Origin of the sequence: Mariprofundus sp. KV (genome assembly GCF_013387475.1) — a bacterium.
In the GTDB taxonomy this organism is placed as follows: Bacteria; Pseudomonadota; Zetaproteobacteria; order Mariprofundales; family Mariprofundaceae; genus Mariprofundus.
Genome location: NZ_VWNB01000001.1, coordinates 269,861 through 295,470 on the forward strand (window position 1 = coordinate 269,861; position 25,610 = coordinate 295,470).

At 53.8% G+C, this 25,610-nt stretch carries 28 protein-coding genes; 16 read left to right on the forward strand and 12 right to left on the reverse strand.

The features are described 5' to 3' along the window. Nucleotides 1-29: 29 nt before the first annotated feature. The gene (gene recQ, locus F3F93_RS01470) at nt 30-2,198 is read right to left on the reverse strand and encodes a DNA helicase RecQ (protein WP_176957377.1); all 2,169 of its coding nucleotides are present in this window, start codon (nt 2,196-2,198) and stop codon (nt 30-32) included. Between the two features lie 273 nt (nt 2,199-2,471). On the opposite strand from recQ, the gene F3F93_RS01475 reads away from it, so the two are divergent. From F3F93_RS01475 to F3F93_RS01495, 5 genes are all read left to right on the forward strand, one after another. Then, entirely contained in the window at nt 2,472-3,245 is a 774-nt protein-coding gene (locus F3F93_RS01475) for a uroporphyrinogen-III synthase (protein ID WP_176957378.1), read from the forward strand. 14 nt (nt 3,246-3,259) lie between these two features. Beyond that, nucleotides 3,260-4,249, forward strand: a complete 990-nt coding sequence (gene hemB / locus F3F93_RS01480) for a porphobilinogen synthase (protein ID WP_176957379.1) — start codon at nt 3,260-3,262, stop codon at nt 4,247-4,249. After that, nucleotides 4,249-5,256 carry a hypothetical protein gene (locus F3F93_RS01485; protein ID WP_176957380.1) on the forward strand — a complete coding sequence of 336 codons (1,008 nt, stop codon included), beginning with the start codon at nt 4,249-4,251 and terminating at the stop codon, nt 5,254-5,256. The genes hemB and F3F93_RS01485 overlap by 1 nt, the downstream gene beginning before the upstream one ends. After that, complete coding sequence (locus tag F3F93_RS01490) at nt 5,256-6,389, forward strand: hypothetical protein (protein WP_176957381.1); 1,134 nt, start codon at nt 5,256-5,258, stop codon at nt 6,387-6,389. Before F3F93_RS01485 ends, F3F93_RS01490 begins: the two co-directional genes overlap by 1 nt. Nucleotides 6,390-6,526: 137 nt before the next feature. Then, nucleotides 6,527-6,916: a Rieske 2Fe-2S domain-containing protein gene (locus F3F93_RS01495; RefSeq protein WP_176957382.1), complete on the forward strand. Its 390-nt coding sequence runs from the start codon at nt 6,527-6,529 to the stop codon at nt 6,914-6,916. A 42-nt stretch (nt 6,917-6,958) separates the two neighbouring features. Here F3F93_RS01495 and F3F93_RS01500 read toward each other — a convergent pair whose 3' ends face one another. Next, nucleotides 6,959-7,537, reverse strand: coding sequence for a 2-hydroxychromene-2-carboxylate isomerase (locus F3F93_RS01500; RefSeq protein WP_176957383.1), 579 nt, complete (start codon nt 7,535-7,537; stop codon nt 6,959-6,961). Continuing rightward, the gene (locus F3F93_RS01505) at nt 7,530-8,033 is read right to left on the reverse strand and encodes a PaaI family thioesterase (protein ID WP_241696877.1); all 504 of its coding nucleotides are present in this window, start codon (nt 8,031-8,033) and stop codon (nt 7,530-7,532) included. The genes F3F93_RS01500 and F3F93_RS01505 overlap by 8 nt, the downstream gene beginning before the upstream one ends. A 164-nt stretch (nt 8,034-8,197) precedes the next feature. Here F3F93_RS01505 and F3F93_RS01510 point away from each other — a divergent pair, with 164 nt between their 5' ends. Both F3F93_RS01510 and F3F93_RS01515 read left to right on the forward strand, forming a co-directional pair. Beyond that, complete coding sequence (locus tag F3F93_RS01510) at nt 8,198-8,644, forward strand: helix-turn-helix domain-containing protein (RefSeq protein WP_176957384.1); 447 nt, start codon at nt 8,198-8,200, stop codon at nt 8,642-8,644. Between the two features lie 70 nt (nt 8,645-8,714). Next, nucleotides 8,715-9,992 carry a GAF domain-containing SpoIIE family protein phosphatase gene (locus F3F93_RS01515; RefSeq protein WP_206675350.1) on the forward strand — a complete coding sequence of 426 codons (1,278 nt, stop codon included), beginning with the start codon at nt 8,715-8,717 and terminating at the stop codon, nt 9,990-9,992. 35 nt (nt 9,993-10,027) lie between these two features. On the opposite strand, the gene F3F93_RS01520 is transcribed toward F3F93_RS01515, so the two are convergent. From F3F93_RS01520 to sppA, 6 genes are all read right to left on the reverse strand, one after another. Further along, entirely contained in the window at nt 10,028-10,594 is a 567-nt protein-coding gene (locus F3F93_RS01520; protein ID WP_176957385.1) for a TlpA disulfide reductase family protein, read from the reverse strand. A 10-nt stretch (nt 10,595-10,604) separates the two neighbouring features. Further along, entirely contained in the window at nt 10,605-11,078 is a 474-nt protein-coding gene (locus F3F93_RS01525; protein ID WP_176957386.1) for a DUF411 domain-containing protein, read from the reverse strand. A 67-nt stretch (nt 11,079-11,145) separates the two neighbouring features. Beyond that, nucleotides 11,146-11,778 carry a copper resistance protein B gene (locus F3F93_RS01530; protein WP_176957387.1) on the reverse strand — a complete coding sequence of 211 codons (633 nt, stop codon included), beginning with the start codon at nt 11,776-11,778 and terminating at the stop codon, nt 11,146-11,148. Nucleotides 11,779-11,828: 50 nt separating this feature from the next. After that, the gene (locus F3F93_RS01535; protein WP_176957388.1) at nt 11,829-13,373 is read right to left on the reverse strand and encodes a multicopper oxidase domain-containing protein; all 1,545 of its coding nucleotides are present in this window, start codon (nt 13,371-13,373) and stop codon (nt 11,829-11,831) included. Nucleotides 13,374-13,438: 65 nt separating this feature from the next. Then, a complete protein-coding gene (locus F3F93_RS01540) occupies nt 13,439-13,849 on the reverse strand; it encodes a hypothetical protein (protein ID WP_176957389.1) in 411 nt (136 codons plus the stop codon). 55 nt (nt 13,850-13,904) lie between these two features. After that, the gene (gene sppA / locus F3F93_RS01545; protein WP_176957390.1) at nt 13,905-15,746 is read right to left on the reverse strand and encodes a signal peptide peptidase SppA; all 1,842 of its coding nucleotides are present in this window, start codon (nt 15,744-15,746) and stop codon (nt 13,905-13,907) included. Nucleotides 15,747-15,828: 82 nt separating this feature from the next. On the opposite strand from sppA, the gene F3F93_RS01550 reads away from it, so the two are divergent. Both F3F93_RS01550 and lgt read left to right on the forward strand, forming a co-directional pair. Then, the gene (locus F3F93_RS01550) at nt 15,829-16,659 is read left to right on the forward strand and encodes an undecaprenyl-diphosphate phosphatase (RefSeq protein ID WP_194334925.1); all 831 of its coding nucleotides are present in this window, start codon (nt 15,829-15,831) and stop codon (nt 16,657-16,659) included. Between the two features lies 1 nt (nt 16,660). After that, complete coding sequence (gene lgt / locus F3F93_RS01555) at nt 16,661-17,461, forward strand: prolipoprotein diacylglyceryl transferase (protein ID WP_176957391.1); 801 nt, start codon at nt 16,661-16,663, stop codon at nt 17,459-17,461. Here the strand turns inward: lgt and F3F93_RS01560 are convergent. Next, nucleotides 17,450-17,665, reverse strand: coding sequence for a hypothetical protein (locus F3F93_RS01560; protein WP_176957392.1), 216 nt, complete (start codon nt 17,663-17,665; stop codon nt 17,450-17,452). The genes lgt and F3F93_RS01560 overlap by 12 nt on opposite strands. A gap of 161 nt (nt 17,666-17,826) precedes the next feature. Between F3F93_RS01560 and xth the strand changes: the two genes are divergently transcribed. The 7 genes from xth (at nt 17,827) to rodA (ending at nt 24,541) form a co-directional block, all read left to right on the forward strand. Next, entirely contained in the window at nt 17,827-18,585 is a 759-nt protein-coding gene (gene xth, locus F3F93_RS01565; RefSeq protein WP_176957430.1) for an exodeoxyribonuclease III, read from the forward strand. Between the two features lie 102 nt (nt 18,586-18,687). Next, nucleotides 18,688-19,098 carry a secondary thiamine-phosphate synthase enzyme YjbQ gene (locus F3F93_RS01570; RefSeq protein WP_176957393.1) on the forward strand — a complete coding sequence of 137 codons (411 nt, stop codon included), beginning with the start codon at nt 18,688-18,690 and terminating at the stop codon, nt 19,096-19,098. A 284-nt stretch (nt 19,099-19,382) separates the two neighbouring features. Continuing rightward, nucleotides 19,383-20,420, forward strand: coding sequence for a rod shape-determining protein (locus F3F93_RS01575; protein ID WP_176957394.1), 1,038 nt, complete (start codon nt 19,383-19,385; stop codon nt 20,418-20,420). A gap of 3 nt (nt 20,421-20,423) precedes the next feature. Beyond that, nucleotides 20,424-21,230 carry a rod shape-determining protein MreC gene (mreC, locus tag F3F93_RS01580; protein ID WP_176957395.1) on the forward strand — a complete coding sequence of 269 codons (807 nt, stop codon included), beginning with the start codon at nt 20,424-20,426 and terminating at the stop codon, nt 21,228-21,230. After that, nucleotides 21,227-21,634 (forward strand): hypothetical protein, encoded by a 408-nt coding sequence (locus tag F3F93_RS01585; RefSeq protein WP_176957396.1) that lies wholly within the window; start codon nt 21,227-21,229, stop codon nt 21,632-21,634. The genes mreC and F3F93_RS01585 overlap by 4 nt, the downstream gene beginning before the upstream one ends. After that, complete coding sequence (gene mrdA, locus F3F93_RS01590; RefSeq protein WP_176957397.1) at nt 21,615-23,438, forward strand: penicillin-binding protein 2; 1,824 nt, start codon at nt 21,615-21,617, stop codon at nt 23,436-23,438. The genes F3F93_RS01585 and mrdA overlap by 20 nt, the downstream gene beginning before the upstream one ends. Next, on the forward strand, nt 23,435-24,541 hold the full coding sequence (rodA, locus tag F3F93_RS01595) for a rod shape-determining protein RodA (RefSeq protein ID WP_347239158.1): 1,107 nt from the start codon (nt 23,435-23,437) through the stop codon (nt 24,539-24,541). Before mrdA ends, rodA begins: the two co-directional genes overlap by 4 nt. Nucleotides 24,542-24,548: 7 nt before the next feature. On the opposite strand, the gene F3F93_RS01600 is transcribed toward rodA, so the two are convergent. Next, nucleotides 24,549-25,346, reverse strand: coding sequence for a sulfite exporter TauE/SafE family protein (locus tag F3F93_RS01600; RefSeq protein WP_176957398.1), 798 nt, complete (start codon nt 25,344-25,346; stop codon nt 24,549-24,551). 8 nt (nt 25,347-25,354) lie between these two features. Next, nucleotides 25,355-25,600: a hypothetical protein gene (locus tag F3F93_RS01605; protein ID WP_176957399.1), complete on the reverse strand. Its 246-nt coding sequence runs from the start codon at nt 25,598-25,600 to the stop codon at nt 25,355-25,357. Nucleotides 25,601-25,610: the final 10 nt, after the last annotated feature.

Consider the following 25,610-nt stretch of genomic DNA (forward strand, 5'->3'; position numbering starts at 1 on the left):
ACGCCAAATAGGCCAATCCTGATCGCAGCTTATGCGACGCCGATTGCTTCTCGCCAGGCCAGTATCAGTCGGAATTCATCGTTATCGAGATCGACAGTAAGATCACGTTTAATCTCGGTCAGCGATGCGTAGGGATCGGCATCATCCAGCTCAGCCATGATCGTATCAAAGTCTTCGCCAATCAGCCCCGGCACATCGATATACTGTCCGGCTCGAATAATCGCCACGTAATGCTTGAGTACTGTCGCCCGGCTAACACCCTGCTCAGCAGCAATCTCATCAATCGACATGCCACCCTTGCGCTGCAGCGACAGGGTATAGGTCTGTGTCTCGTTCAGGCCCGGCCCTTTGGCAATCAGCTTGGGAATATCCTTACCACCCACGCTCTCCAGTGCACCATCGTTCTTCTCGACATGCTCCTTGATCTGCTTAATGAACGCAGCGCCATAAGCCTCAAGTTTGCGCTGGCCGACACCACTGATGGTGCGCATGGCATCATCATCGGTCGGTTTACGCTGAGAGAGCTCGGTTAGCGTCACATCACTGAACACCACATGCGGCGGCAGATCCTCTTTCTCGGCAATGCTCTCTCTGAGCTTGACCAGCTTCTTGAACAGCGGCTCGTCTCGAGGGGTACCCAGACGTTTGAACTGACGTTTAATACCCGGCTGATACTTGGCCAGAATGATCGGATCACCGATTCCGATATGCTCGGCTTTCTTCGTCGCCAGCATGGCGGCACGCTTGGAAACGTCCTGGATAAAGTAACCGTGATGCACAAGCTGACGCAGAATAGAGGTCCACTCATCGGCATTCAGGTCTGAACCTGTACCATGACTCTTGAGTTTATCATGCTTGTTTTCACGGATACGGGCGTTGGTGGAGCCGCGCAGTACGTCGACAATATAACCCATGCCGAAGTGGCCTTTCACTTCGCGCACACAATCCAGTGCAGCCTGAGCAAATTCGGTTGCATCATAGGTTGCAGGCGGATCAAGGCAGATATCGCAGTTGCCACATGACTCATCGAGCGCTTCACCAAAGTAACCGAGCAGCACGCGACGACGACAGGTGAGCGCCTCGGAGAAGGCCACCATACTGTTGAGTTTGTGCACCTCAACGCGGCGCTGATCGATATTTTCAACATTCTCAATCAGGCGTCGTACCAGATTCACATCGCCGGAGCCGTAGAGCATCAACGCTTCCGACTCCAGACCATCACGACCGGCACGGCCTGTCTCCTGGTAGTAGGACTCAATACTTTTCGGCAGATCATGATGGATCACAAAACGGACATTGGGTTTATCCACACCCATACCGAAGGCGATGGTCGCCACAATCACTTTGATACGGTCACGCAGGAAATCATCCTGCACCTTTTCACGTGAGCGACCCGGAATACCGGCGTGGTAGGCAGCAGCACTGATGCCGTGGCGCTGCAGATTCACGGCCAGATCCTCCACCCGTTTACGCGACAGGCAGTAGATCACACCGGAGGCATTAGGCCAGCCCTCCAGGAACTGTAGAATCTGGGTCAGTGGCTGACGCTTCTCGGCCACCAGATAGCGGATATTGGGGCGATCAAAGCTGGCCACAAAACGCGGTGCTTTAGTCAGCTGCAGACGTTCACTGATATCTTCACGGGTATGCTCATCAGCTGTTGCAGTCAGCGCCAGCATCGGCACATCTGGGAAGATTTCACGCAGCTCACCCAAGCGCACATATTCAGGGCGGAAATCGTGACCCCACTGTGAAACACAGTGCGCCTCATCCACAGCAAACATGGAGATCTTCACCTTCTCCAGCTTCTGCAAAAAACTCTTGGAGAGCAATCGCTCAGGCGCCACGTAAAGCAGGTCAAGATTACCGGACTCGAAACGTTCCAGCACATCCTTGGCATCGGCAGCTTTCAGTGATGAGTTGTAATAGGCGGCTTTGACACCGCAGGCGGTCAGTGCATCCACCTGATCTTTCATCAGAGAGATCAGTGGTGAAACAACAATACCCGTACCTTCACGCATGATAGCCGGGATCTGATAACAGATCGATTTACCACCACCTGTTGGCATCAGCACAAAGGCATCCTTGCCATCAATCAGGTTACAGATGATCTCCTCCTGCATAGGGCGGAACTCATCGTAGCCAAATATATCCTTGAGAACTTTTCTGGTTTCTTCTTTTACCTTCTTTGTAGCCATTTCCTTCCTCTTGCAACCAGCTCTCTGCTGGGCTGCATGTCGATTGCCAGAACTGAAATTTCCGGTCTTTATCACTCAATGTAAGTGTTAATTTGAGAACCCGTCCATGGGATTAATCACTGCCATTTTCAGCTTCCTATTATTATTTCATCACGGATCAGCATTCTTGGCAACTGTTTTGAGTGGAGCATGGCATCATACGCCTCTCTTAATGCAGTGTCTTTGACCAATTCAGCATAGCGAAGCCATCGAACTTATTGCATGATTAGACACATGAACTCCTCTGCACTTGAAGGTAAACGCATTCTGCTGACGCGTGCTGCTCACCAGCTGGGCAGCATCGAGAAGATGGTGCGCGCCAGCGCTGCTATACCGATCCCTTTTCCATGCCTTGAGCTGCAGGTGAATACCGATGCGCTCAAGCAGGGTGTTGCCATACTTCCGGAGTTCAGTGATCTGCTCTTTACCAGCGCCAATGGTGTGCTCGCGCTGGCCAGCTTCTGTCATGAGCAGAATCGCACCTTGAAAAGCACGCTGGCCGGCAAACGCATTGCCGCAGTGGGTGACAGAACAGCTGCTGCACTCGCAGCACTGGATATCAGTGTTGATATCATCCCGGAGATCGCGTCACAGGATGGTTTGATTGCCGCGTATAGCGAACATGGCCTGCCTGCACAGCTGCTCTTCTTCCGGGCTAAAGAGGGCAGAGAGAAGCTCGCGGAGGCACTGGAGCAGCAGGGAACTGTTGTCAAAATGGTAGAAGCCTATAACACCGTCTGTCCTGATGCTGATGCTACTGAAACCGTTGCCCTGCTAGCCGCTGGTCAGATTGATGCCGTGCTTCTGGGCAGCACAAAAACCGCCCGCCACTACCTGCAGCGCATTCATTCCAATGAGCTTGCCAATCGCCCTGTCGTAGTCGTTATCAGTCAATTCATGGCAGAGGAGACCGAACAACTCGGCTTGCACGTGCAGGTTGTGGCAAAAAGCGCTAGTTTTGACTCCATGCTCGATGGTTTGGCTGAGTATTTTGAATCTAATCCCTGAAGAGGTGCCCTCTTATGTCCCTGCCTGATCTGATTGTCCGTCCCCGCCGCCTGCGCAGAAGCGCGACCATGCGCCGAATGGTGAGCGAGACAACACTCTCTGCAGACGATTTTATCTACCCGATTTTTGTTGATGAGACCATCGACTCACCGCGTGAAGTGAAAAGTATGCCGGGTGTCTCCCGCATTCCGCTCTCTATGGTTGGCGAGATGACTCAGCAAGTAGCGGCGCTCGGTATTCCGGGCATTATCCTGTTCGGCATACCGGCAGAGAAAGATGCCATCGGCTCCGGCGGCTGGGATGATAATGGTATTGTGCAGCAGGCGATCCGTGCAGCCAAAGCGGCCAGCCCTGAAACTTGTGTGATTGCTGATACCTGCTTCTGTGAATACACCGATCACGGCCACTGTGGCGTACTGCATGGCGAAGATGTTGATAACGATGAGACCCTGCTCAACCTGCAGAAGGAGGCCGCCTCCTATGCCCGGGCCGGTGTCGATATTGTTGCGCCCTCCGGCATGATGGACGGCATGATCTCGGCCATCCGCGCCGGGCTGGATGAGGCAGGCTTCAAGAATATTCCTATTATGTCCTATGCGGTTAAATATGCCTCCGGCTATTTCGGACCGTTCCGCGATGCTGCCGACTCCACCCCGAGTTTTGGTGATCGGGCCACCTATCAGATGGATCCGGCCAACCGCCGCGAAGCGTTGAAAGAGGCGTGGCTCGATATTGAAGAGGGCGCAGACATGCTGATGGTCAAACCCGGACTGGCTTATATGGATATCATTCGCGAAGTAAAAGATGCGACCAATGTGCCTATGGCGGTGTACAATGTCTCCGGTGAATATGCGATGGTGAAAGCTGCTGCAGCCAATGGCTGGATCGATGAGAAGCGCGTTGTACTGGAAACAATGCTAAGCTTTAAACGTGCCGGTGCGGATCTGATCCTCTCCTACCATGCGCTGGACGTGGCACGCTGGCTGAAGGAAGATAAGGGATAATGGAGAACGAAAAAGATATGTCCGAGAAGAAGAGCGAGGCTGAGATCGTCATCTCTGCCGCCCCGTCTGAAGCGACGGCCAGCGAAGACAAACCCTCTGGTGGTCTGGCCAGGTTTGCCGGTTTTATCATACTGGTTCTTATCATTATCGGTGGCGGACTAGCCGCCAATGGTCAGCTAATGCCGCTGCTTGAATCACTGCAGGCGAAGTTTGCCAGCCAGCAGAGCTCTGAGCCTGAAGTTGTGGTCAGTGAACCTGAAAACGCTCCGCTCTATCAACCTGCTCCGCAGCCTGAGCCTGAAGTTGTCGCTGCCAGCAGCAAAGCTGCCGCATCTGCAGAGGCGGAGGCGCTTGTCTCAACCATCGAGCAGCTGCGCAGTGAACTGCAGAGCATGGAAGCGTCACAACGCTCGCTGCAACACGGCCTGATCGAACAGCAGAGAATGAACCTGCAGGTACGCCTGCGCTGGATTACTGATCCGGCCAGCAGGGCACCCCAAATTCAACTGGCGTGGGAGGAGATCTCGCTGCTGCCGGGACTGAGCAGTGAGCAGCGCAGTCAGGCAGAATCGATGCAGTCGCTGGCCCGTGCCACAGTGCAAAGCCTGCGTGACTGGCAGGCCTCGCTGCAGAAATGGGCTGATACGCTCACCACACCTGTGCATGAAGATATTATCCCAACCCCTGAACATCCGTGGCTGGCCTGGATTACCGGACAGTTTCACCTGCGTCAGGCACCCACGCAGGAGGCCCGTCGCCTCGGCTCTCTGCGGGAACGGCTTCTCGATGCATCGCGTTCTCTGACACTTGAGAAGTGGCCGAGTGATGGTGAGTGGCAGAGCCTGCATGCTGAGCTTCTGCTGCAGGTTAAAGCGATGCATGGGCAGAGTAGTGAAACTGCCACCGATCTTGGTCTGCCGGAGAACTTCGCAGCCATCAGGAAAGATCTGCATACACTGCGTGAAAGCGCCCGACTCTGGCCCCAGGCCCCTCAAGGAGAGTATTAATGCGCCTTGTTCTCCTGCTTATAATCGCACTGGCAACCGCTGTTGCCCTGATCGCATTCCCCAACATTGCTGATCAGCATCTCCGCATTGAAGCCTTCGGCTGGATTTTTGAAACCCGCCAGGGTGCATTCCTCATCGCGCTGTTTGCACTGCTGCTTATTATCGGCCTGCTGCGCGCCATTGTTGGCGCCATCTTCTCAGGCCCGGGCACTCTCTGGCGCTCGGTTCGCATGGGCAGCCGTAAACGCCGGGAGAAAAAGCTGCGTGAAGGTTTGAGTCAGTGGCTCGATAACCGTGGTGATTTCGGTATTAAATCGATCAAACGTGCCAGGGGTGTACTGCCTGACTGGACGATGGATATGCTTAAAGTGCTGGCTATTCCTGCCAAGGATCAGCAGGTAGACAGTGAGCAGAAGGATGCACTGGTCACGGTACTTGCTGCACGCATTGCCACTGATCCATCCGCCCACCAGAAACCCGATCTTGCTACCCGCAAAGCCCATATCGATGCATGGCTGCATCTGCACCCCGGTGCTCCGCTGGCCATCAGCCGCAAAGCTGATATTGCCGAAGAGGAGGAGGATTGGCGTGGCCTTGTCTCACTGCTTGAAGAGGAGTGGAAGCAGGGACACCGCTCATCCCATTCGGTAAAACCACGCCTTGCCATGGCTTATATCCGACTCTCGGAAGCAGCGCCTGAGCAGGCTATGACTTATCTGCGCAAGGCTTACCGCCTGCTGCCGGAAGATAGCGATGTGTTGCTGGCTTATGGCCTGGGTCTGATAGTCTCTGGTGAAGCCCCTACTGCTTCCCGTCTCTGGTTTGCACACCTGGAGAAGCATGATGCTCCCGATATCGCTGACGCCCTGCTCAGCAGCCAGAAACAGGATGCGCTGCGCGCCTATCGCAAACTTGAATCACGCAAAGAGAGCGAGATGAACCTCTCTGAGCGCTGGCTGCGTGCTGAACTCGCCCATGCCGCCAAACTCGACGGCCTCGCTTTTGAGCAGATGCTTGCGCTGGCTGAAAGCGGCGACTGTTCTGATGCGTGGCAGAGTCTGGCGCACTGGTACAGTGAAGCAGGTGATTTCGAGAATGCTGCCAACGCATATAAACGTGCGTTAGAAGTCTGATAGTGTTGTAACTTTGACAATCTCGCTGAGTCGTCTAAAATAGTTATGCAAGAGATCTCCACCTCTCTCGAGGTGTCAGGCGGTTACCGACGGGTAACCGCCTGTTTTATTTTATCCTGGCAGTCTCCGGAGGGGATGTGAGCGACCAACAACAGTGGCAATCTGTTGCGAAACCGGCCGAAGGCGAAGCTGTCTGCTTTGACCTCAAAGCCAGAGTCCGCCTCTCCAATGGTGAGCAGGCCGATATCAGCGAACAGGGTTTTCTTATCTGCCATCAAGGCCAGTACCGCGCCTGGAAAAACAGCTGCCCGCATGCCGGAGCTCCGCTGGACTGGATGCCCGGTCAGTTCTTCTCAGAAGATGGCCAACAGCTTGTCTGCCACGTCCACTTCGCCCATTTCGACCCACTAACCGGCGACTGCCTCTCCGGCCCCTGCCAACAAAAGGGCCTCTCTCCTGTCAAATTCATTGAGTCCGGCAACATGATTCAGGTTCCTGTTTCGACACACCTTGTGGATACAGACTGACTAAATCCAACTTCCGCATCTGGCCGAAACTCTCATTGAGGTTCATTCACAGGCGCGAGAAAGAAAGTCCATATGATCAACACCGAAGAAGAGTTCCGGGCGGCCACTCTCTTTTTTGAGAACAAAGCTGGGGACACCGAATGCGCCAGCCATGAGTGCAGCGTGTGTATTGGCTTCGAAATCTTCATTTTGATGTTGCAACCACTCTGCGGGCAACTCTTTTAGAGAGACAACCTGCTCCAGCCAATCCGGTTCGGTTGGATCGATTGAGCCTGACCAGATCGATTCGAAGATGGCCAGACAGAATGTCATACGGTCATTACCATTTAGCGCACCGGCAATACGCAGGGCAGGGCGGCTGTCGAAGGTGCCGGGTCGGATCATTTTGAAGGGCACTTCCAAACAGGAAGCCCAGCGCTTGAGATCACGCAGGGAGTAGATCGCTTTGTTCTTAATGGTGGCAGGAGAAACATTGCCGGAGAGGCTCATCAGACGCGGCAGGTTGAGTGGCAACCAATGAACCTCCACCGCATGCTTCTCGGCAAAAGCGGGGATCTGTGTTGCCGCCAGATAGCTGTAGGGGCTGATAAAGTCGAAATAGAAATCTATACGCTTAGTCATCGTGATGCTCATGTGGCGCGACATACCCTTCCGGGCGAATGGCGACGGTATTGAGGATGCGTGTGCAGACCTTTCCATCCTCTCGTGTGAACTGCATCTCAAAGGTGGGGGTGGAGCGACCGCTCTCTTTCAGCTCTTTTTCGATCTCGTGAAACTGAGCCTCATCAAAATCAAAGTGCAGGGTAAGGTCTGAACTGCCGACGCGAATAAAATCTACCTCAAGTTTTTTGGTGGCTACCCGGTAACCGGGGAAGCGTTTCAGACAGGCCAGCGAGGGGATCGGATCGGCCAGACTGGCCTGATAACCGCCATACATATTGCCTGCAGCATTGGCTGAGAACCAGTTCAGCGGCAGGCGAATCCTCACACTGCTCCAGTCTTCTGCCAGCTCATCTATCTTGGCACGCATCAGGAAAAAGGGAGGAAAGAGCTCAAAACGCCTGCGATCTGAGAGGAAGCGCATTTTGGCCAAAAGATGTAAGTTACTACGACGCAAGGCTTCTCCTCCTATCCATCTCAGCCAGACCGCCAGTTGGTTTACAATGGAAACTCATAAATCCTTCATAAGTCTCCTTTAGTTACCGTTGTAAGAATGTCAGTATCTATTATAAACCAACATCAAAAAGTAGGTTTCTTTTTGCAACCTGCTATAGTAACACCATGAGCAGCGAATCATCGGCCTCATCACTGGACCCCATCACCCGCCTGCTGGATATCACAGGTGAGCGCTGGAGTTTTCTCATTCTACGGGATCTCTTTTACGGTGTCAGGCGTTTTGACGCGCTGCAGAAACATCTCGGCATCTCCAAAAAGGTATTATCACAGCGTTTAAACTCACTTGTAGAGGCTGAAATGCTCATTCGCGTCCCCTATCAGGAACGGCCGCCACGCTTTGAATACCAGCTGACTGCAAAGGGGCGTGACTTTTTTCCGGTACTGGTTGCCATGCAGAGCTGGAGCAACCGCTGGCTGTTCAGCGAGGGTGAACAGGGCGCTCTGCTTATCCATAGCGATTGCGGCCAGCCGCTGGATACCAAACTGATCTGCAGCCATTGTGAAGGCAGTGTGACACCGGCTCGCATCAGGCCGGGCAAACGTGAGCAATAGCACAGCCAGTACAAACGTATTATCATACTTTTTTGACTGAACAGAGAACGGGCATACAGAGGAAGGGGAATTGGATAGGGAAACCGAGCTACTGGAGCACTTCAGAAAAGATAATGAGCGGTTGCGTACTGCTCTGAAGATCAACCAGTTGATAGCCGGTGAGCTGAAGCTTGGTCCTCTGCTCAAGCAGATCATGGAGATTACCCAGTCACTGATGCAGGCGGAGAGCTGCTCGCTCTTTCTCTATGATGAGAAGAGTGGCGAACTGGTATTTCACGCCTGCTCCGGTGACAAAGAGGATCAGCTCAGAGAGATCTGCCGCCTGCCCAAAGGCAGCGGTATCGCTGGCTGGGCAGCAGAGAACCTGCAGACCGTACGCCTCACCGACGTATATGCAGACCCCCGCTTCAACTCCGAATTTGATCGTGAAACAGGCTTTGTTACCCGCAACATGATCTGCACGCCGCTGATTGCCCACGGCAAACTGATCGGCATCAGTCAGGTGATTAACCATGAGGATGGTGATTTTACGGCAGCAGATGAACGGCTTATGGAGTCGCTGGTGCAGATGGTGGCGATCGCCATCGACAATGCCCGCATCCATGAGCGACTCATGCAACAGCAGCTGCTGCAGCATGACCTTGAACTGGCTAAATCCATTCAGGAGTCGTTCCTGCCCAATGAGATGCCGCAGATCGATGGTTATCAGGTTGCATACCATATGAATTCGGCTTTTGAGGTGGGCGGAGATTTCTACGATACCGTTCAGCTGCAGGATGGGCGTACCGCCTATCTGATCGGAGACATTTCCGGCAAAGGTGTGTCGGCAGCGATGATCATGTCCACGGTGCTTAGTGATCTGCGCATGGAGCTAACCCATGGCGGCACAGCAGCATCCATTCTCAACCGCTTTAATATTTCGCTCTGCAAAAAAGCCAAAAACGGCATGTTTGTCAGCCTGATTTTGATGATTCTCGATGCAAAAAGCGGCGAGCTTGAGATTGCCAATGCCGGGCACCTTCCTCCGGTGCACATACTCAACCAGAGTATCTGGCAGCACGATGAGGCATCAGGCCCACCGGCAGGCATCATCCTCGATGCCGATTACGATTTCACACGACTGGTACTGGAGCCAGGAGAGATGGTGCTGCTCTATACCGACGGCATCACTGAAGCGCGCAATAGCGACCACATTATGCTCGGTGCGGGCAGACTGCTGGCCTGGTTAGGCGAGTGCCCGGAAACTCCGGAGGCGTGCATGGATTTTCTCACTGAGCGCATTCAGGCCTTTATCGGTCAGGCTACCCAGAGTGATGATATTACCATGCTGATTCTGGGAAGGAGTTAAACAAAGCCTGAGCTTTCAGCCTATCCCTGATGCCATCAGAGTGCCGCGGCAGGCTCCTCGACAGCCGGAACCTTACCTGTCCGCTGAATCACCTTAAGGATGGAGATAATCTCAGGTGAAGCCCATGGAAATGCACCGGCCACCTTCTCAACAATCACACCTTCAGCATTGAGAATATAGGTCTCCGGAAAACGGAATGATTTGAGAATGCGGTTGGCAATCTTGGAGCCGCCCTCATCCCAGTACATCGGGAAGGTGACATGCTCTTCATCAACAAACCTCTTCACATCTTCAAGGTTATTATCCACAGAGAGGCCAACCACGAGAAATTTATCGGCAGGTAGCAGGTTGGAGAGTGCGACCAGATCAGGCATCTCCTTGCGACAAGGCGGACACCAGGTCGCCCAGGCATTGAGTACCACCACCTTACCGGCAAACAGCTTATCACTATCAACCACCTCGCCGGAGAGCGACATCATCGGGAAGTTGGGCATCTTCTCACCCTTGGTGGCGACCGGAGCGGCCTCTTCACTACAGGCAGAGAGCCCCAACATAATTGCCAGCATCAATGCAACAGAACCGCTTTTCATACGAAATGACATCAATAGACCCCTAGTAGGCGTGATAAACAGCAGTTTTGCCGTCTTTTTCAAAACTCAGAACATTGTAGTTTTTCGCCGGCAGACCCTCTGGCTGCATACCGGGCGACTGCATCGGCATACCCGGCGCGGTCAAACCAACCACAGCAGGGCGCTCTTTAAGCAGGCGCTTGATATCTTCAGCAGGCACATGCCCCTCAATGATATAACCATCGATAATGGCCGTATGGCAGGAGGCCAGTTTCGCTGCCACACCATACTTGGCCTTGATCGCATCCATATCATCACTTAACACCTCTGTAACAGCGAAACCTTCCGCTTGCAGATGCTTGGCCCACGCTCCACAGCAGCCGCAATTGGGGTCCTTATACATGGTTATTTCTGTAGCCATTACCGGCTCACTTGCATTGCACGACATCAGTAGCGCGGCAACAGCTGCGAGCAAAAAGCGTCTCCAGATGGGTGTTGAAAGGGTTGTTTTTGTCATACGATCTCCTCAGATATAACGGCAGGAACAGACCCTACCGCAGAATTTAACTCTCCAAAACCTGCTATTACCAATTAAACAGACGCAGGCCAATTTTCACACCGCCACGCTCCACATCTTCTCCAGCTACACGCTTAAGTGAACGCGTTGAACCGGTGTGGGTGGCGTAGTAAACATCAATATAGGTTGCGATGTGACGATTAAACTCATAACGAAATATAAGACCCGCATTGATCAGATTGATGCCTGCCCCGGCATCAGCAGCGATATACTCTCGTCCGCTCCAGCTGATATCTGCATAGGGCTCCAGCACCCATTTCTGGGTCAATTGCAGCGGCCATGCCAGTTCAATCTCGCCTGTAAGCGCCTGCTTGCCGCCGAGATAGAGTGAGAAACCTGTCTCTATGCCATAGGGTGCCAAGCCATCGACTGCAGCCACGCCAAGCCATCCCGGCAGTGGCTTTTGATCATATCTCATACCAATTCGGGCATCCCAGAAGTGGCTGATATAACGACTATAGAGCAGCTGCGCCTGATGAGCATGCAGCTGCCTGCCAACCTCACCACGGGAGCGGATAACCATTTTGTTGTAATCACTACCAAGCCACCAGTTGCCATCCCACTCAACCATGATCTCAGAACCAAGGCGTGTCAGATCGACATCCACAGAACCGCTGGAAAACAGCTGGCGATCACCCATAGCCTGAGCATGGAAAGGGAGCATAAGAAGCGTTAGAAGCAGGGCTCGCACTATTTCACCCTCACTTCACGCATCATACCCGTGGCCATGTGATAAAGAATATGGCAGTGAAAAGCCCAGCGACCGCGATTATCCACCGGAACATCTACTGTTACCGTCTGTTTCGGCGGCACATCGATGGTGTGTAGCTTAGGCGCATAGGGCCCCTGCCCATTTTGCAGCACCTGCCATAAGCCATGCAGATGGATCGGGTGGTGCATCATCGTCTCATTCACCAGATGTACACGCACCCGCTCACCAAACTCAAACTCCACAGGCTCTGCCATCGCATATTTCACATCATCAAATGACCAGAAGTAGCGCTCCATATTGCCTGTAAGTCGAATGGTCAGCTCTCGCGTTACATCGCCATCTGTTTTTTCCAGTGACTTCAGATCACTGTAACTAAGCTTCACAGGTTTGGCGTGATGATCATGATCTGCGTGATGATCCATAGCGTGATTTCCGTTTGCTGAACCGTGTCCGGCATGATCTGGCATCACATCATCCATCTTCAGCACTTTTCGCCGGTCCATCGCTGGAATACCGGCTTTCAGCCCTGTCTGAGTGCTCAGTGTGCCGTGCACATAACCGCTGCGATCCATCGCCTGTGCAAAGATTGTAAAAGCCTTTGGCCCTGAATCCGGAGCGAGTTCAACAATAACGTCATATGTCTCGGCAATCGCAATATTGAAGCTATCAACACTAACCGGCTCAACCTGCTGACCATCAGCCGCAACCACAGACATCACTAAGCCAGGGATGGATACATCGAAGTAGCTGGCTGCTGCCGCATTAATAAAGCGCAATCGCACCCGCTCACCCGGTTGAACAGCTGCCTGCCAGCTATCTCTGCTGCTCTGCCCGTTCATCAGAAAGGTATAACCGGTAACATCAGAGATATCACTCGGATCCATACGCATACGGGCAAAACCACGCCGTTCACGCCACATCTGTTGCCGCTGGCCTGCATCAGCTGCAGCAAGCTTGCTGAAAAAACTGACCAGATCCCGTCGCGGCTTCTTGTAGTAGTCCGATTCTGATTTCAGGTGTTTGAGCACATCATTGGGGTTTTCATCCGTCCAGTCCGAAAGCATCACGATGTAGTCCCGATCAACAGCTGAACCGGACTGATCAGCAGGCTCAATAATGATGGCGCCATAGACACCCTGCTGCTCCTGAAAACCGGAGTGGCTGTGATACCAATAGGTACCACTCTGTTGCGGTGTGAAGCGATAGGTGAAGCTTTTACCGGGTGGGATGCCATCAAAGCTTAAACCCGGCACACCATCCATATCCGATGGTATAATCAGGCCATGCCAATGGATAGAGCTCGGCTCACTCAGGCGGTTTCTCACCCGAATCACGACCTCCTCGCCCTCTTTAAAGTAGAGGGTTGGCGCAGGGATTGTGCCATTCACAGCAAGCGCTCTGGCCTGCTCGCCTGAGAAACTGACCATCTTCTCATCAACAGTGAGTTCATATTCAGCGGCCATGGCTGTAGCCGCCCACACCGCTACCACTACTGACATCAGCAGGGGATTCATTCGATTCATCTGTTCTACACTCCTTTCAATATGATCGCGACACAGCTTGTGCCGTTACAGTCAAATGAAAGGAATCAAATCAGAATGCGTTGTGTTGTCTCATAGAGGATAGTGCCGCTTGTTGGCGGTCCGGTTGTAGGCCGAGCAAACACTCCCAGGGTCGGATCAGGCACAGGGATTTCATTCAGTTGAAGGGTTATATAACTGATGAATAGCAGATCGGCATCAACCGATGTGTGTAGATTCTGCAGCAGCTGATCAGGGGTATTGCAGTGGGAACAGGCCGATTGTTGTGAACCTGAACCCTGAACCATATCCATTGTTGTGGCGCAGTGATCAGCATGCATCTGCTGCGAGGAGCTGGCCATCGGCATGGCGTGAGCATCGGGCACCATCAGGCAGAATCCGGCGGCAAAAACCTGCATGGCAAACAGGCCGACCATCAGTCGGGAAAAGCCACGCATATGCAGTTTGCGAATCAACATGCGGCTCAAGTTACGCAGATAAAGATGAACAGACCATGAAAGTTATTCTTCTATCTCAGGGTGTTACTTCCACATTGCAGATGGCAAAGACACTCGGATGGCGATCAGAGAGGCCGATCATCTCTGCCAGTTGCCCCATATGCTGAAGCGATTGCGCAGGCAGATGCACACCAGTCAGCGCCAGCAGCTTCTGCTCCAGCGCGAAATAGATACCCGAAAAGTAGCTGTCGGCATTGCCGAACATTTTCACCAACAACATCTCACGCAGACCCATCGGCTGCTCAATCCAGACTCTGCTATAACTCTCCAGATTGGCCCTTCTCGCCGCTGCGGCTACCGCATCATCAAAGCTGCCTAGGGCATCAACCAGCCCCAGACGCAGCGCATCTTTACCACTCCAAACGCGCCCCTCTGCCACTTCAGCTACTTTCTCGATTGGCATCTTTCTCCCATCTGCAACGACCTGCAGAAAACGCTGATAGATAAATTCGATGGAGAGCTGCATCACCCGTCTCAACTCTTCAGGCAGGGCACGATCACCACGAATACCGGCAGCAACGGAGGTTGTTTCCAGTCCGTCGGTATGAATACCCAGCTCATTCAAACCCCTGCCAACATTGGCCAGCACGCCGAAAGCTCCGATGGAGCCGGTAATGGTCGTCGGGGAGGCCCAGACCTCATCTGCCGTTGCCGATAACCAGTAACCACCTGAGGCAGCCACACTGCCCATCGATACAATGACCGGTTTGCGACTGGCCTGCAGCCGTTTGACCTCGGCACGAATCACTTCGGAGGCCTGTGCACTGCCACCGGGGCTATCGACACGAATCACAACAGCTCTGATATTGGGATCCTTGCGTGCCTGCGCCAGCAACTCAGCCATACTATCGCCACCCACTGTTCCCGGTGGCTGTTTGCCATCAAGGATCATGCCGCTGGCCGTGATAATACCGATGCGGTCCTTTTTAGCAGGCGGCTCTTCGCTGCTGGCTGCTGTCATATAGTGCTGCAACTCAATAAAAGGATATTCTCCTGCCTCATGGCCCATAGCCCCGGAGATGTAATTCTCAATGTCGCCATAATCAGCCAGCGCATCCACCAGTCCCTCTGCTTTGGCCAGCTCAGCAAGGCTGTTGTTGTGTTGTGCAAGAAATTCGGAGGGTCTGTCCAGCACGGTCTGCAGTCGCTCTGCCTTTAGATTACGCATGACCGCCAGATCCTGTTTGTACTCACTCCAGAGCTGATCAATCACCTGCTTGTTGGCCTGGCGATCAGCATCCGACATCGAATTGCGGACCAGCGGCTCTACCGCAGATTTATATTCACCTGCCTTAAACAGCTGTACATCGATATTGAGTTTGGCCAGCAGATCCTTGAAGTAGTTGCGGTAGACACTGAAGCCGGAGATGGCCACGACACCGAGAGGGTTGAGAAAGATCTGATCAGCTGTGGCGGCCAGGTAGTATTGCGACTGGCTATAGTTCGGACCAATGGCGATCACCATCTTCTCGCTCTTCTTGAAATCTTCAATCGCCGATCTGATCTCCTGCAGCTTGGGCAGCGAGGTCGCCTCCATCTGATCCAGCTTAAGCACCATCAGGCGAATGCGCGGATCGGTAGCGGCAAAACGGATCGAGGCGGTGAGATCATGCAGATTGGTCTGATTCGGGGCAGAGACATTCAGGCCGCTGGGCAGCAGTGCCGGCGATGGCAGCTCTAGCTCTTCAACAATTTTACCCGTCGGATTAATCACCAGCGCTGCATCATTGGGTACAGAGACCTGCTCGCTTGTTACAGCCAGAATGAAGATCAATATAAAAAGGAGGAAGAAGCCGTTGACCAGAATCCGGCGAAAGCGGTCAAGCCAGGTCATCAATGTACTGAAGAATTTTCTCATGATTTCAGTTCCTTCTTAATTGCTGCTAGATACGGCTAGCGTAGCAGTGTTGTTTCGAAAAAACATCACGTATAGTGCCGCCATGCAAAACATCGCCACAGAGTCGATTGACTATATCCAGGCCATTTTCCTCGCGCTGATTCAGGGTATCACCGAGTTTCTGCCCATCTCTTCATCAGCACATCTGGCGCTGGTGCCACTGCTGACAAGCTGGCCGGATCAGGGGCTGGCCTTTGATTGTGTAGTACATCTGGGCTCCCTGACAGCTGTGGTTTTCTACTTCCGTGCAGATCTGGCGCGTATGGCATCCGGCTTTACCATCACCGTGAAGCAGCGCTCGATCTCTGCTGATCGTGATGGTTATATGGCCTGGCTGATCGGTTTCGCCACCATTCCGGTCGGCCTGTTCGGTTTAACGTTTAAAGATATGATCGAAAATGACTTTCGTTCACTGACCGTTATCGGCACCACTTCGATCATCTTCGGCCTGCTGCTCTGGCTGGCCGACACAGAGGATAAAAATAGCAAAACAGAAAGCTCGTGGAACCTGCGTGATGTGATGATCGTAGGTGTAGCGCAGGCCATTGCCCTGATTCCCGGCACATCGCGTTCCGGCATCACCATGACAGCTGCGCTGATGATGGGTTACAACCGTGAGACTGCTGCGCGCTTCTCATTTCTACTCTCCATCCCGGTGATCATTCTGGCTGGCGCCATCAAAATCAGGGACTGGATCGCGCAGCCTGATCAGGCCGCAGGTCTGCTTGAACTGCTGATCGGTTATGGCCTCTCTGCTATCTCGGCTTATCTCTGTATTCACTATTTCCTGAAATATCTGCAGCGTATCGGCATGGGCCCTTTTGTAATCTATCGCATTCTGCTCGGCGCTGTCCTGCTCTGGATGGTCTACTGACATGACATGGAGCGGCATTGATCCGGTAGCCCTGCAGCTTGGGCCGCTGGCCATTCACTGGTATGGCCTGATGTATATCGCCGGTTTTTTCGGCACCTGGTATCTGGTTCGTCTGCAGCTTAAGCAGGCAGGCTTGTGGGAAACACGTGTCAGTCACGATGCCTACGAGGGGCTGTTCACCACCCTGATTCTCGGTGTCATCCTCGGTGGCCGTCTGGCCTACGTACTGTTCTACAACTTCGACTACTACCTCGATCACCCGATTGAGGCATTTTATATCTGGCAGGGTGGCATGTCGTTTCATGGCGGCATGGTCGGCCCGCTGATCGCTGGCTGGTGGTACTGCAACAAACATGATCTGCCGTTTCTGGCGCTGGCTGATCGCTTTTTTACCGTTGCGCCGCTGGGTTTGATGTTCGGACGTATCGGCAACTTCATTAATGGTGAGTTATGGGGCCGCACCACCGATGTCTCATGGGGCGTGATTTTCCCACATGCAGGCCCTCTGCCAAGGCATCCCAGCCAACTCTATGAGATGGCACTGGAAGGGCTGCTGCTGTTTATTGTGTTGTGGCTGCTTCGTAACAGGGCCTGGCCGGAGGGGGCTCGCGTGGCGATCTTCCTCAGCGGTTATGCCGTTGCACGCATCTTCTGTGAGAACTTCAGAGAGCCTGATGAGCAGCTGGGCTTCCTCTTTGGGCCTGTGACGATGGGTATGCTGCTCTCATCAGCGATGCTGATCGCAGGTCTTCTCTGGCTGAGCAGACTGTTTATTGGCAGAGAAAAGGCCTCAGGCGAGTAGTTCAGCCTCGATCTCGGCTATTTGCCCCTCTTCATGGTTGGCATAACCCAACCTGAAGGCAAATGCCCAGAAACAGGCCTCGCGGACAAAATAGGCGCGGTTATCCAGATAATGAATACAGATACCCTTGCCTGCACTCTCAACGGCAAAAGAACTGATACGGGAAAAAGATGCTGCGATGGTTTTAGCTCGGCTACTTTTCATGGCTCTCTCCTCTGATCGTCGGGCTGTTTTATCTATCATCTGTTGTACGACTGTTTATCTATCTATCGTACTACTGCTATCCAACATGAGCATAAAGCGTGCCGCCACTATAATTCGCACTATTTCTTGAGACTGTGATGCAACTCATTCATGATCAGCCGATGCGAATCACCACCTGGAATGTGAACTCTCTTAACGTGCGCCTGCCGCATCTGCTTGAGTATCTGGCTGAGTTCAAACCTGATGTTATCGCCCTGCAGGAGACCAAAATTCCTGATGAGAAGTTTCCGACTGCAGAGATTGAAGCGGCCGGTTACCAGGCTGTTTTTTCCGGTCAGAAAACCTACAACGGTGTCGCCATCATCAGTCGCCAAAAGGCGAGCGATATTGTTACTGAAATCCCCGATCTGGATGATCCGCAGCGCCGACTACTGGCTGCAACCATCAACGGCGTGCGCATCATCAATGTCTATATCCCCAATGGGCAGGAGGTCGGCTCGGAGAAGTTCGCCTACAAATTCCGTTGGCTCGACGCCTTTAAATCCTACCTGCAGAGTGAGCTAAACAACCACAACCGACTGGTGCTGCTCGGTGATTACAATATCACACCGGGTGATTTTGATGTGCATGATCCGAGCCGCTGGCAGGGCAAAATCACCTGCTCTGAGCGGGAGCGTGAAGCCTTTGCGCAACTACTGAATCTGGGGCTGAGAGACAGCGTGCGCGAACTTCATCCCGATGCGCCGATGTTCAGCTGGTGGGATTACCGCATGAATGCCTTTCGCCGAAAATGGGGGATTCGCATAGATCATCTGCTGGTAACCCCTGCCATGCAGCCGCTTACTGCCGGTGTGGCCACGGACTACCGCGCCAGAGAGCGGCCCAGTGATCATGCCCCCGTATGGGTAAATTTTGCCTGAGTGGCCTGTTAAGTCTGGGTGGACTATCATAAATCATGCAGATCATTACAGGTGCTGCGCATCAATTTTTCTGAGCTTGCAGTAAGAACAAGGAGATTAGCAATGAAACAGTTTCAGCAGACACTGACCATTCAATGTCATGAGCAGGGCTTTAATGATTTCACACGCGCACTGAAAATGGTGGTACATCAGGCCAATTTCGACGGCGGCCTTCTCGCCCTGTTCACTCCGGATGTGGGCTGTTCACTGAGTGTTCAGGAGAAAAATGCCCCGGGCAACCGCGACAGAATGGAGATTATGACTGGCCATCACGACAACGAGGCACATGCTAGGGCGGATCTGCATGAGGTCGACCTGCATGACCACACACGCATGGCCATGACCTCCCCTTCACTTTCGATTCCAATACAAAATGGCCGCCCGGTATTGGGAACCTGGCAGGCCGTCTGCCTCTACGAGCATCACTCCCATGCCAATACGAGAAACATCTTCCTGCATATTGTCGGCAATTAGGGCGCAAGTGAAAAAAGCGGCTGACTGTAGAGAAAAAACAGATCAGCAAAGCGTGATGAATAGCACATCCAAAAGCAGACCTGAATCTAGATTTCTGTCAGGGGATAAATAGTGATCTCACTTCAGACTGATGCCTCTGTCAGACCTGTCAGTACGAGATCGCAACCCCATCACTATCAATTTTATTTTTTATCATGGAGCTTTGGGTTATATCATTACGCCGCTTTACCTGCCCTGCTTCAACAACTAGGCTCGCATGCTTAGTTTTCGGAGGCTCGTTTCTTATGTTTCAACGATTGTTCGGGATTTTCTCTCGTGATATTTCCATCGACCTGGGTACAGCCAACACGCTGATCTATGTGCGTGGTGAAGGCATTGTTCTTAATGAGCCATCCGTAGTGGCCGTGCACATTGGCGGCGGCAGTCAGCACCGCAGGGTTCTGGCCGTCGGTACCGATGCTAAACGCATGCTCGGACGCACCCCCGACAGCATCCAGGCCACCCGCCCATTGAAAGATGGTGTGATTGCCGATTTTGTCACCACTGAAGAGATGCTCAAACAGTTTATCCGCAAGGTACATGACCGCACCTGGGGTATTCATCCACGTATTGTCATCTGTGTGCCTTACGGCTCCACACCGGTTGAGCGCCGCGCAATCCGCGAATCTGCGCTCTCGGCAGGAGCTCGTGAGGTTTACCTGATCGAAGAACCTATGGCTGCTGCCATTGGTGCAGGGCTGCCTGTAACCGAAGCATCCGGCTCTATGGTGGTGGACATTGGTGGTGGCACCAGTGAGATCGCCGTGATCTCCTATGGCGGTATCGTCTACTCGCGCTCCGTTCGTGTTGGCGGTGATAAGATGGATGAGGCGATCATCAATCATCTGCGTCGCAAATATAGCCTGCTGGTGGGTGCTCCGACTGCTGAAAGAATCAAGATGCAGCTGGGTAGTGCATTCCCGCAGGAGACACGCCGCGAGATGGAGGTCAAAGGCCGCGATCTGATCAATGGCGTGCCGAAGAACCTGCTTCTTGATGATTCTGAAATTCTTGAAGCGCTGACTGAGTCGGTGAATGCCATCATTGAGGGCGTAAAAGTCTGCCTTGAGCGCACACCGCCTGAGCTGGCTGCTGACATTGTCGATAAAGGCATCATGCTCACCGGTGGCGGAGCGCTGCTGGTAGGCCTTGATCAACTGCTTCGCGAAGAGACAGGTTTGCCTGTGACCGTAGCTGAAAATCCTCTGGACTGTGTAGTGCTGGGCAGTGGCCGTGTTCTTGATGAACTCGATCGCATGCGAGGCGTCCTCTTCGAGGAGTAATTCATGCTACAAGTCAGACACCGCTACAAGCTGTGGCTGATTGGCATGATCGTTTTTGCGGCTCTCTTTGCCTCTGCACGCCTCTCCGGATCATGGCCGATGCTGGCCAGTTGGCCAGCCCTTGAAGCCCTGCAAAGGCCTGTACAGTGGTGGCAGGAGTTCAGCCTCTGGTTCTCGGAGAAGCAGACTCTGCAGGCCGATTATCTTGCCTTTCGCAAAAAAGCAGAGCAGCAGGCCTCACTGATTCAGGAGGCCAATTCGCTGCGCGAAGAGAACCGGCAGTTGCGCAGTATTCTTGATGTTGCAGGTATTACCGGCTATCGCTGGCATGCGGCCAAGGTTCGCGGCCGAAGCCCTGAAGCGATGAGTCAGCGTATTCTGTTGCAGGTTCATGGCGTATCCAAAGATGATGTGATCGTATCAAGCGAGGGGCTGGTCGGCGTTGTCGACAGCACTGCTGAGGCTCATGCCACAGTCCGCACCATCTTTGATGCATCACTGGCTGTACCGGTCACCATTCCCGGCAGCTCGCTGGCGGCACTGGCCCGAGGGCAGGGTGAGAGCCTCTCCATCGACTTTGTACCTGAAGAGTTCCTGCTCAGTGCCGGACAGGTGCTTTATACCAGTGGCGCGGGCGGTCTTTTCCCTCCGGGCATTGCAGTAGCCCGCATCAACAGTGTCACAACTGTCCCGGGCGAGCTGTTCGTGAAAGTCTCTGCCGATCCGGTTGCACACTGGCAACGCGATAACTGGCTGGCAGTAGCTTCACACCTTCACCAGCCCCCTGTCATGCCATCACCTGCGCCATGATCGGCTTCACTGTTGCCTCGCTGGCGCTGCTGGGACTCAGCCTCAACCTCGCCTTCTCCACATCACTGACACAACCGGACTGGGCCCTGGCCCTGCTACTGGCCGGTATTCTGGCCCGTCGCCATAACTGGGTATGGGTGCTGCCCGGCATTGTGCTGCATGATCTGGTACTGTACTGGTCAGTAGGCCTTAGCTCTGCTGTTATTGCCCTTATTCCTCTGGCCATGATCTATTTCGACCAACATCTGGGGGCCGGGCTGCCACAACGCATTGTATTGATGACACTTGCCACTCTCAGCCTGCTTCACTGGGGCTGGGATGCGACAGCCCTGCTGCTCACCCTCGCTCTCTGCGTGCCGATCTGGCACCTGCTAACCGGTCTCTATGCGCAAGAACCAGCTTGAGAGTCGGCAGCGCTTTGATATGCGCATGCTATTTTTCTATGCCATTACGCCGCTGCTTCTCGGTGGTCTGAGCCTGCACCTGTTGCAGCTGCAATGGCTGCAGCATGAGGCACTGGCCCTGCAAGCCGATGAGAACCGGCTGAATATCGTACCTGTGCTACCGGTACGCGGTGAGATCATCGATGCCAACGGCACGGGGATTGCAATGAACAAGATCGCCTACCGGGTACTGCTGATTCCAGAGCGCGTAGATGCACTTGATGAGCTACTGGCATCGCTCTCCGAAACCCTGGAGTGGAGCCCCGAAAAACTTACCCACATACGTAAACGCATCAAATCAAGCCGACCGGATCGCCCTGTACTGCTCGATGACAAACTGCAGTGGCAGCAGGTCTCACCCATTGCCGCCCGCCTTCACCACTTCTCCGGTATCGATGTCGAAGCAGGAAGCTATCGCTATTATCCCTACGGCAGTTTAACAGCCCATCTGATCGGATATCTCTCTCTCGCTCGACAGAGCGATCTCGATGCAGGCTACCTTTCTACCGAATTCATTGGCCGCGCCGGCGTTGAGAAATCGTTTGAGAGTTACCTGCACGGCACTCCCGGCTCGCAGCAGGAGGAGGTGGATGCGCGCGGGCGACGCATCGCCGTCATCAAGCGATCACCATCGGTAATGGGTAATCAGCTGCAGCTGGCACTGGATATTGATGTGCAGAAAACAGCATCCGAAGCACTGGGTGACAGAACCGGGGCTGTTGTGGTAATGAATGTGGAGACTGGTGAAATCATCAGCATGCTCAGCCAGCCGGGTTATGATACCAACCGCTTTATTACCGGCCTTGAATCGGTGCAGTGGGATGCCTGGTTGAACAACCCGGACAAACCCCTGCTTAACCGAGCCACACAGGCTGCTTATCCGCCTGCATCAACATTTAAAATGCTTACCGGCCTTGCCGGCCTGGAGCAGCGGGCAAATCTTGCCACCGGTACAACCCAGTGCCCCGGTTATCTCGAGCTGGCAGATCGGAACCTGCGCTGCTGGAAACGGACAGGCCATGGCAAGGTCGACATGCACTCAGCACTGGTGCACTCCTGTGATGTCTATTTCTACAAGCTTGGTGATCAGGTTGGCATGGCCGCGATCAGTGACACTGCCCAGAAGTGGGGACTGGGGGAAAAAACAGGCATCGACCTGCCACCGGAATCACGCGGCATTATCCCTGCTCATCGACCCTATATGATGGCGGAGATGAGCAGTCGTTCATCCAAGCGCAGACACTGGTTTCGTGGAGAAACCATGATCACTTCAATTGGCCAGGGTCAGCTCACCACCACGCCGCTGCAGATTGCCCGCCTTGCAGCCACCATTGCCAACGGCGGCAAGGTACTCAAACCGCAACTGCTGGCCGACTCACCAGCTGAGATTCAGCATCAGATCGACGTCAAGCCGGAACACCTGAACACTATCCGTAAAGCGATGCGCAGTGTGGTCTCCTCTCCGGGCGGCACAGCATTCAGAGCGCTGGCTTCCGCACCCTGGAAGGTGGCGGGTAAAACCGGCACAGCGCAGGTGGTAAAAATGGCACAGGATAACCAGAAACGTACCAAACTAAGTCAGGAGCAGATTATTAAACGACATCAGGATCACGCCTGGTTCATGGGTTACGCTCCCTATGACAATCCCAAGGTGGCGATTGCCGTATTCGTGGAGCACGGCGGCCATGGCGGCAGTGATGCTGCACCGGTTGCCGCAGCTATCATCCAAACGCTTGCGGCAAAAGAGCAGGCGGCAGCACTGTGATCAGAGCCCTGCGTGGTATCGACTGGATACTTCTGGCGGCTATCCTCTGTCTGCTGGGGCTCGGGCTAATCACCCTCTATGCCGCCGTCTATCAGGGCGATACAGGGCTATGGAAGCGACAGATCATCTATCTTGGCGTTGGCTTCTCTGTGTTCCTGATCCTCTGTCTGCTTCCACTGCGTTTGCTGGGGTTGGCCAGCTGGCCGTTTTATATTCTGGCGCTGCTGCTGCTGGCGCTGGTGCCGCTGGTTGGTGATGTCCAGATGGGTGCACGCCGCTGGCTCGATCTCGGGGTGATGAACCTGCAACCCTCGGAATTGATGAAGTGGGCGCTGATGTTTGTATTGGCCAACTGGTTTGCCAGCCGCGAGGCCAACACCTTGCAGGATCTCGGTGTAGCTCTGGCTCTGGCCATTGCACCGGCTGCACTGATCATTATCCAGCCAGATCTGGGTACAACGCTGGTGCTGCTGTTTGCGGCTACCGCTCTGCTCATTGCATCTGGCCTGCCGTGGCGCTGGTTCGGCCTTGCTGTCACCCTGGCACTGGCATCACTGCCACTGCTCTGGCACTTCATGCACGACTACCAGAAACAGCGTGTATTGACCCTGCTTGATCCGCAATCCGATCCGCTGGGCGCCGGTTACCACGTCATCCAGTCGACCATCGCCATCGGTTCCGGCGGCCTGTTCGGCAAAGGTTTCCTGCAGGGCACACAGGGGCGACTGCACTTCCTGCCTGAGCAGCATACCGATTTCATCTTCTCCGTTCTGGCGGAAGAGGGCGGTTTTATTGCGGTAATGTTCCTGTTTATGCTCTACACCATTCTGATCACCCGCATCCTGATCATCAGTTATCGTGCCCATACCCGCTTTGGCTCACTGATCTGTATCGGTGTTGCCTCGGTATTCGTGCTCTATATTACGGTCAATATCGGCATGGTATCCGGCCTATTGCCGGTGGTAGGGCTACCGCTTCCCTTTATCAGTTATGGTGGTTCGGCACTGGTGACCATGCTGGCCGCCCTCGGTCTGGTGATGCGGGTTGCCATTGAATCAAAAGAGTTAATCCCTTGGCAACGGCCTGGCAGCCCGCTGGTTTAGCTGTCTGTTAACTCAACAGCGCGGCCAGCAGCATCGCCGCTGATAACGAAACAAAGATCGCTTTAAGCAGAACCCTCATCAGCGATTCATCCACACGATCATGCAGCCTGGCCGACCAGCCTGATGCCGAGGGAAGAATCAGCACAACGCCCGCCCACGCTGCAACAAGAAATTGCCAGTGGTTCTCTATCAAACTGAGCCAGTCGGACTCCAGTGAGAGATTAAGCAGTAGTGCCCCCATTGCCATGATCACGCCGCACATTGCCGAACTACCGACGGCCTGTCTGAGATGCACAAAGCGGCGCAGTAGCGGCACCAGCATCGTGCCGCCACCGATGCCGAGAAGACCGGAGATATAGCCGATAGGGCCTGCAAGCATCTGCATCAGATGGATCTGCCTCGGCCCTGTTTTAAGGTGTCGTCCATAATCGAAAGCCACCCAGCCGTTGAGTGCGGAGAGTCCCAACAGCACCCAGAACTGAGGTAGCTGCAGCGTGCTCCAGAGGCCCAGCCCTGCCCCGATCACCAGTCCCGGCAGTAGCAGCAATACTGCGCTGCTGTCGACATGGCCCAGGCGAAAGTGGGCACGCGCTGAAAAAAAGCCTGTAATCGCTACCGCCACCATGCTGGCAAAAATATAGATCGCCATACCCTCGCTGTGAGAGGGCATAAAAGCATAAAAGAGCGGCACATAGATCAAGCCGCCACCAATGCCTGCAAGGCCGGCCAGCACACCGCCAATCAAGCCAGCACCCAGGCCGACCAACAGGCCATAGATGATCAGGCTTAATTCGATCTCAGCCATATTGTGCCTTAACCGGCTTGTCCGTGTTTAAACAGCAGATACTCCTGATACTCATCCAGCTCCATTTTACCCCGGATATAGAGCTGTTGATCCAGTAGTGTGTCACTATCTGTAACACCCTCTTGTATATTGTGGCACGCAGCCGCCTGCTGGCGCTGCTCAGAAATCTCGGCAGGGATTGTGAGCGAACGGGCCATTGCGGCCGCCCGCCATTGATCCGCATTGGCATAGGTTGTTTTCTCAGAATGGCTCATAACGCGTAAT

Coding starts and splice junctions, on each gene's coding strand:
- recQ (WP_176957377.1), bottom strand. CDS start 2,198: ATGGCTACAAAGAAGGTAAAAGAAGAAACCAGAAAAGTTCTCAAGGAT.
- F3F93_RS01475 (WP_176957378.1), top strand. CDS start 2,472: ATGAACTCCTCTGCACTTGAAGGTAAACGCATTCTGCTGACGCGTGCT.
- hemB (WP_176957379.1), top strand. CDS start 3,260: ATGTCCCTGCCTGATCTGATTGTCCGTCCCCGCCGCCTGCGCAGAAGC.
- F3F93_RS01485 (WP_176957380.1), top strand. CDS start 4,249: ATGGAGAACGAAAAAGATATGTCCGAGAAGAAGAGCGAGGCTGAGATC.
- F3F93_RS01490 (WP_176957381.1), top strand. CDS start 5,256: ATGCGCCTTGTTCTCCTGCTTATAATCGCACTGGCAACCGCTGTTGCC.
- F3F93_RS01500 (WP_176957383.1), bottom strand. CDS start 7,537: ATGACTAAGCGTATAGATTTCTATTTCGACTTTATCAGCCCCTACAGC.
- F3F93_RS01510 (WP_176957384.1), top strand. CDS start 8,198: ATGAGCAGCGAATCATCGGCCTCATCACTGGACCCCATCACCCGCCTG.
- F3F93_RS01520 (WP_176957385.1), bottom strand. CDS start 10,594: ATGTCATTTCGTATGAAAAGCGGTTCTGTTGCATTGATGCTGGCAATT.
- F3F93_RS01525 (WP_176957386.1), bottom strand. CDS start 11,078: ATGACAAAAACAACCCTTTCAACACCCATCTGGAGACGCTTTTTGCTC.
- F3F93_RS01530 (WP_176957387.1), bottom strand. CDS start 11,778: ATGGGTGATCGCCAGCTGTTTTCCAGCGGTTCTGTGGATGTCGATCTG.
- F3F93_RS01535 (WP_176957388.1), bottom strand. CDS start 13,373: ATGAATCGAATGAATCCCCTGCTGATGTCAGTAGTGGTAGCGGTGTGG.
- F3F93_RS01540 (WP_176957389.1), bottom strand. CDS start 13,849: ATGTTGATTCGCAAACTGCATATGCGTGGCTTTTCCCGACTGATGGTC.
- sppA (WP_176957390.1), bottom strand. CDS start 15,746: ATGAGAAAATTCTTCAGTACATTGATGACCTGGCTTGACCGCTTTCGC.
- F3F93_RS01550 (WP_194334925.1), top strand. CDS start 15,829: ATGCAAAACATCGCCACAGAGTCGATTGACTATATCCAGGCCATTTTC.
- lgt (WP_176957391.1), top strand. CDS start 16,661: ATGACATGGAGCGGCATTGATCCGGTAGCCCTGCAGCTTGGGCCGCTG.
- F3F93_RS01560 (WP_176957392.1), bottom strand. CDS start 17,665: ATGAAAAGTAGCCGAGCTAAAACCATCGCAGCATCTTTTTCCCGTATC.
- xth (WP_176957430.1), top strand. CDS start 17,827: ATGCGAATCACCACCTGGAATGTGAACTCTCTTAACGTGCGCCTGCCG.
- F3F93_RS01570 (WP_176957393.1), top strand. CDS start 18,688: ATGAAACAGTTTCAGCAGACACTGACCATTCAATGTCATGAGCAGGGC.
- F3F93_RS01575 (WP_176957394.1), top strand. CDS start 19,383: ATGTTTCAACGATTGTTCGGGATTTTCTCTCGTGATATTTCCATCGAC.
- mreC (WP_176957395.1), top strand. CDS start 20,424: ATGCTACAAGTCAGACACCGCTACAAGCTGTGGCTGATTGGCATGATC.
- F3F93_RS01585 (WP_176957396.1), top strand. CDS start 21,227: ATGATCGGCTTCACTGTTGCCTCGCTGGCGCTGCTGGGACTCAGCCTC.
- mrdA (WP_176957397.1), top strand. CDS start 21,615: ATGCGCAAGAACCAGCTTGAGAGTCGGCAGCGCTTTGATATGCGCATG.
- F3F93_RS01600 (WP_176957398.1), bottom strand. CDS start 25,346: ATGGCTGAGATCGAATTAAGCCTGATCATCTATGGCCTGTTGGTCGGC.
- F3F93_RS01605 (WP_176957399.1), bottom strand. CDS start 25,600: ATGAGCCATTCTGAGAAAACAACCTATGCCAATGCGGATCAATGGCGG.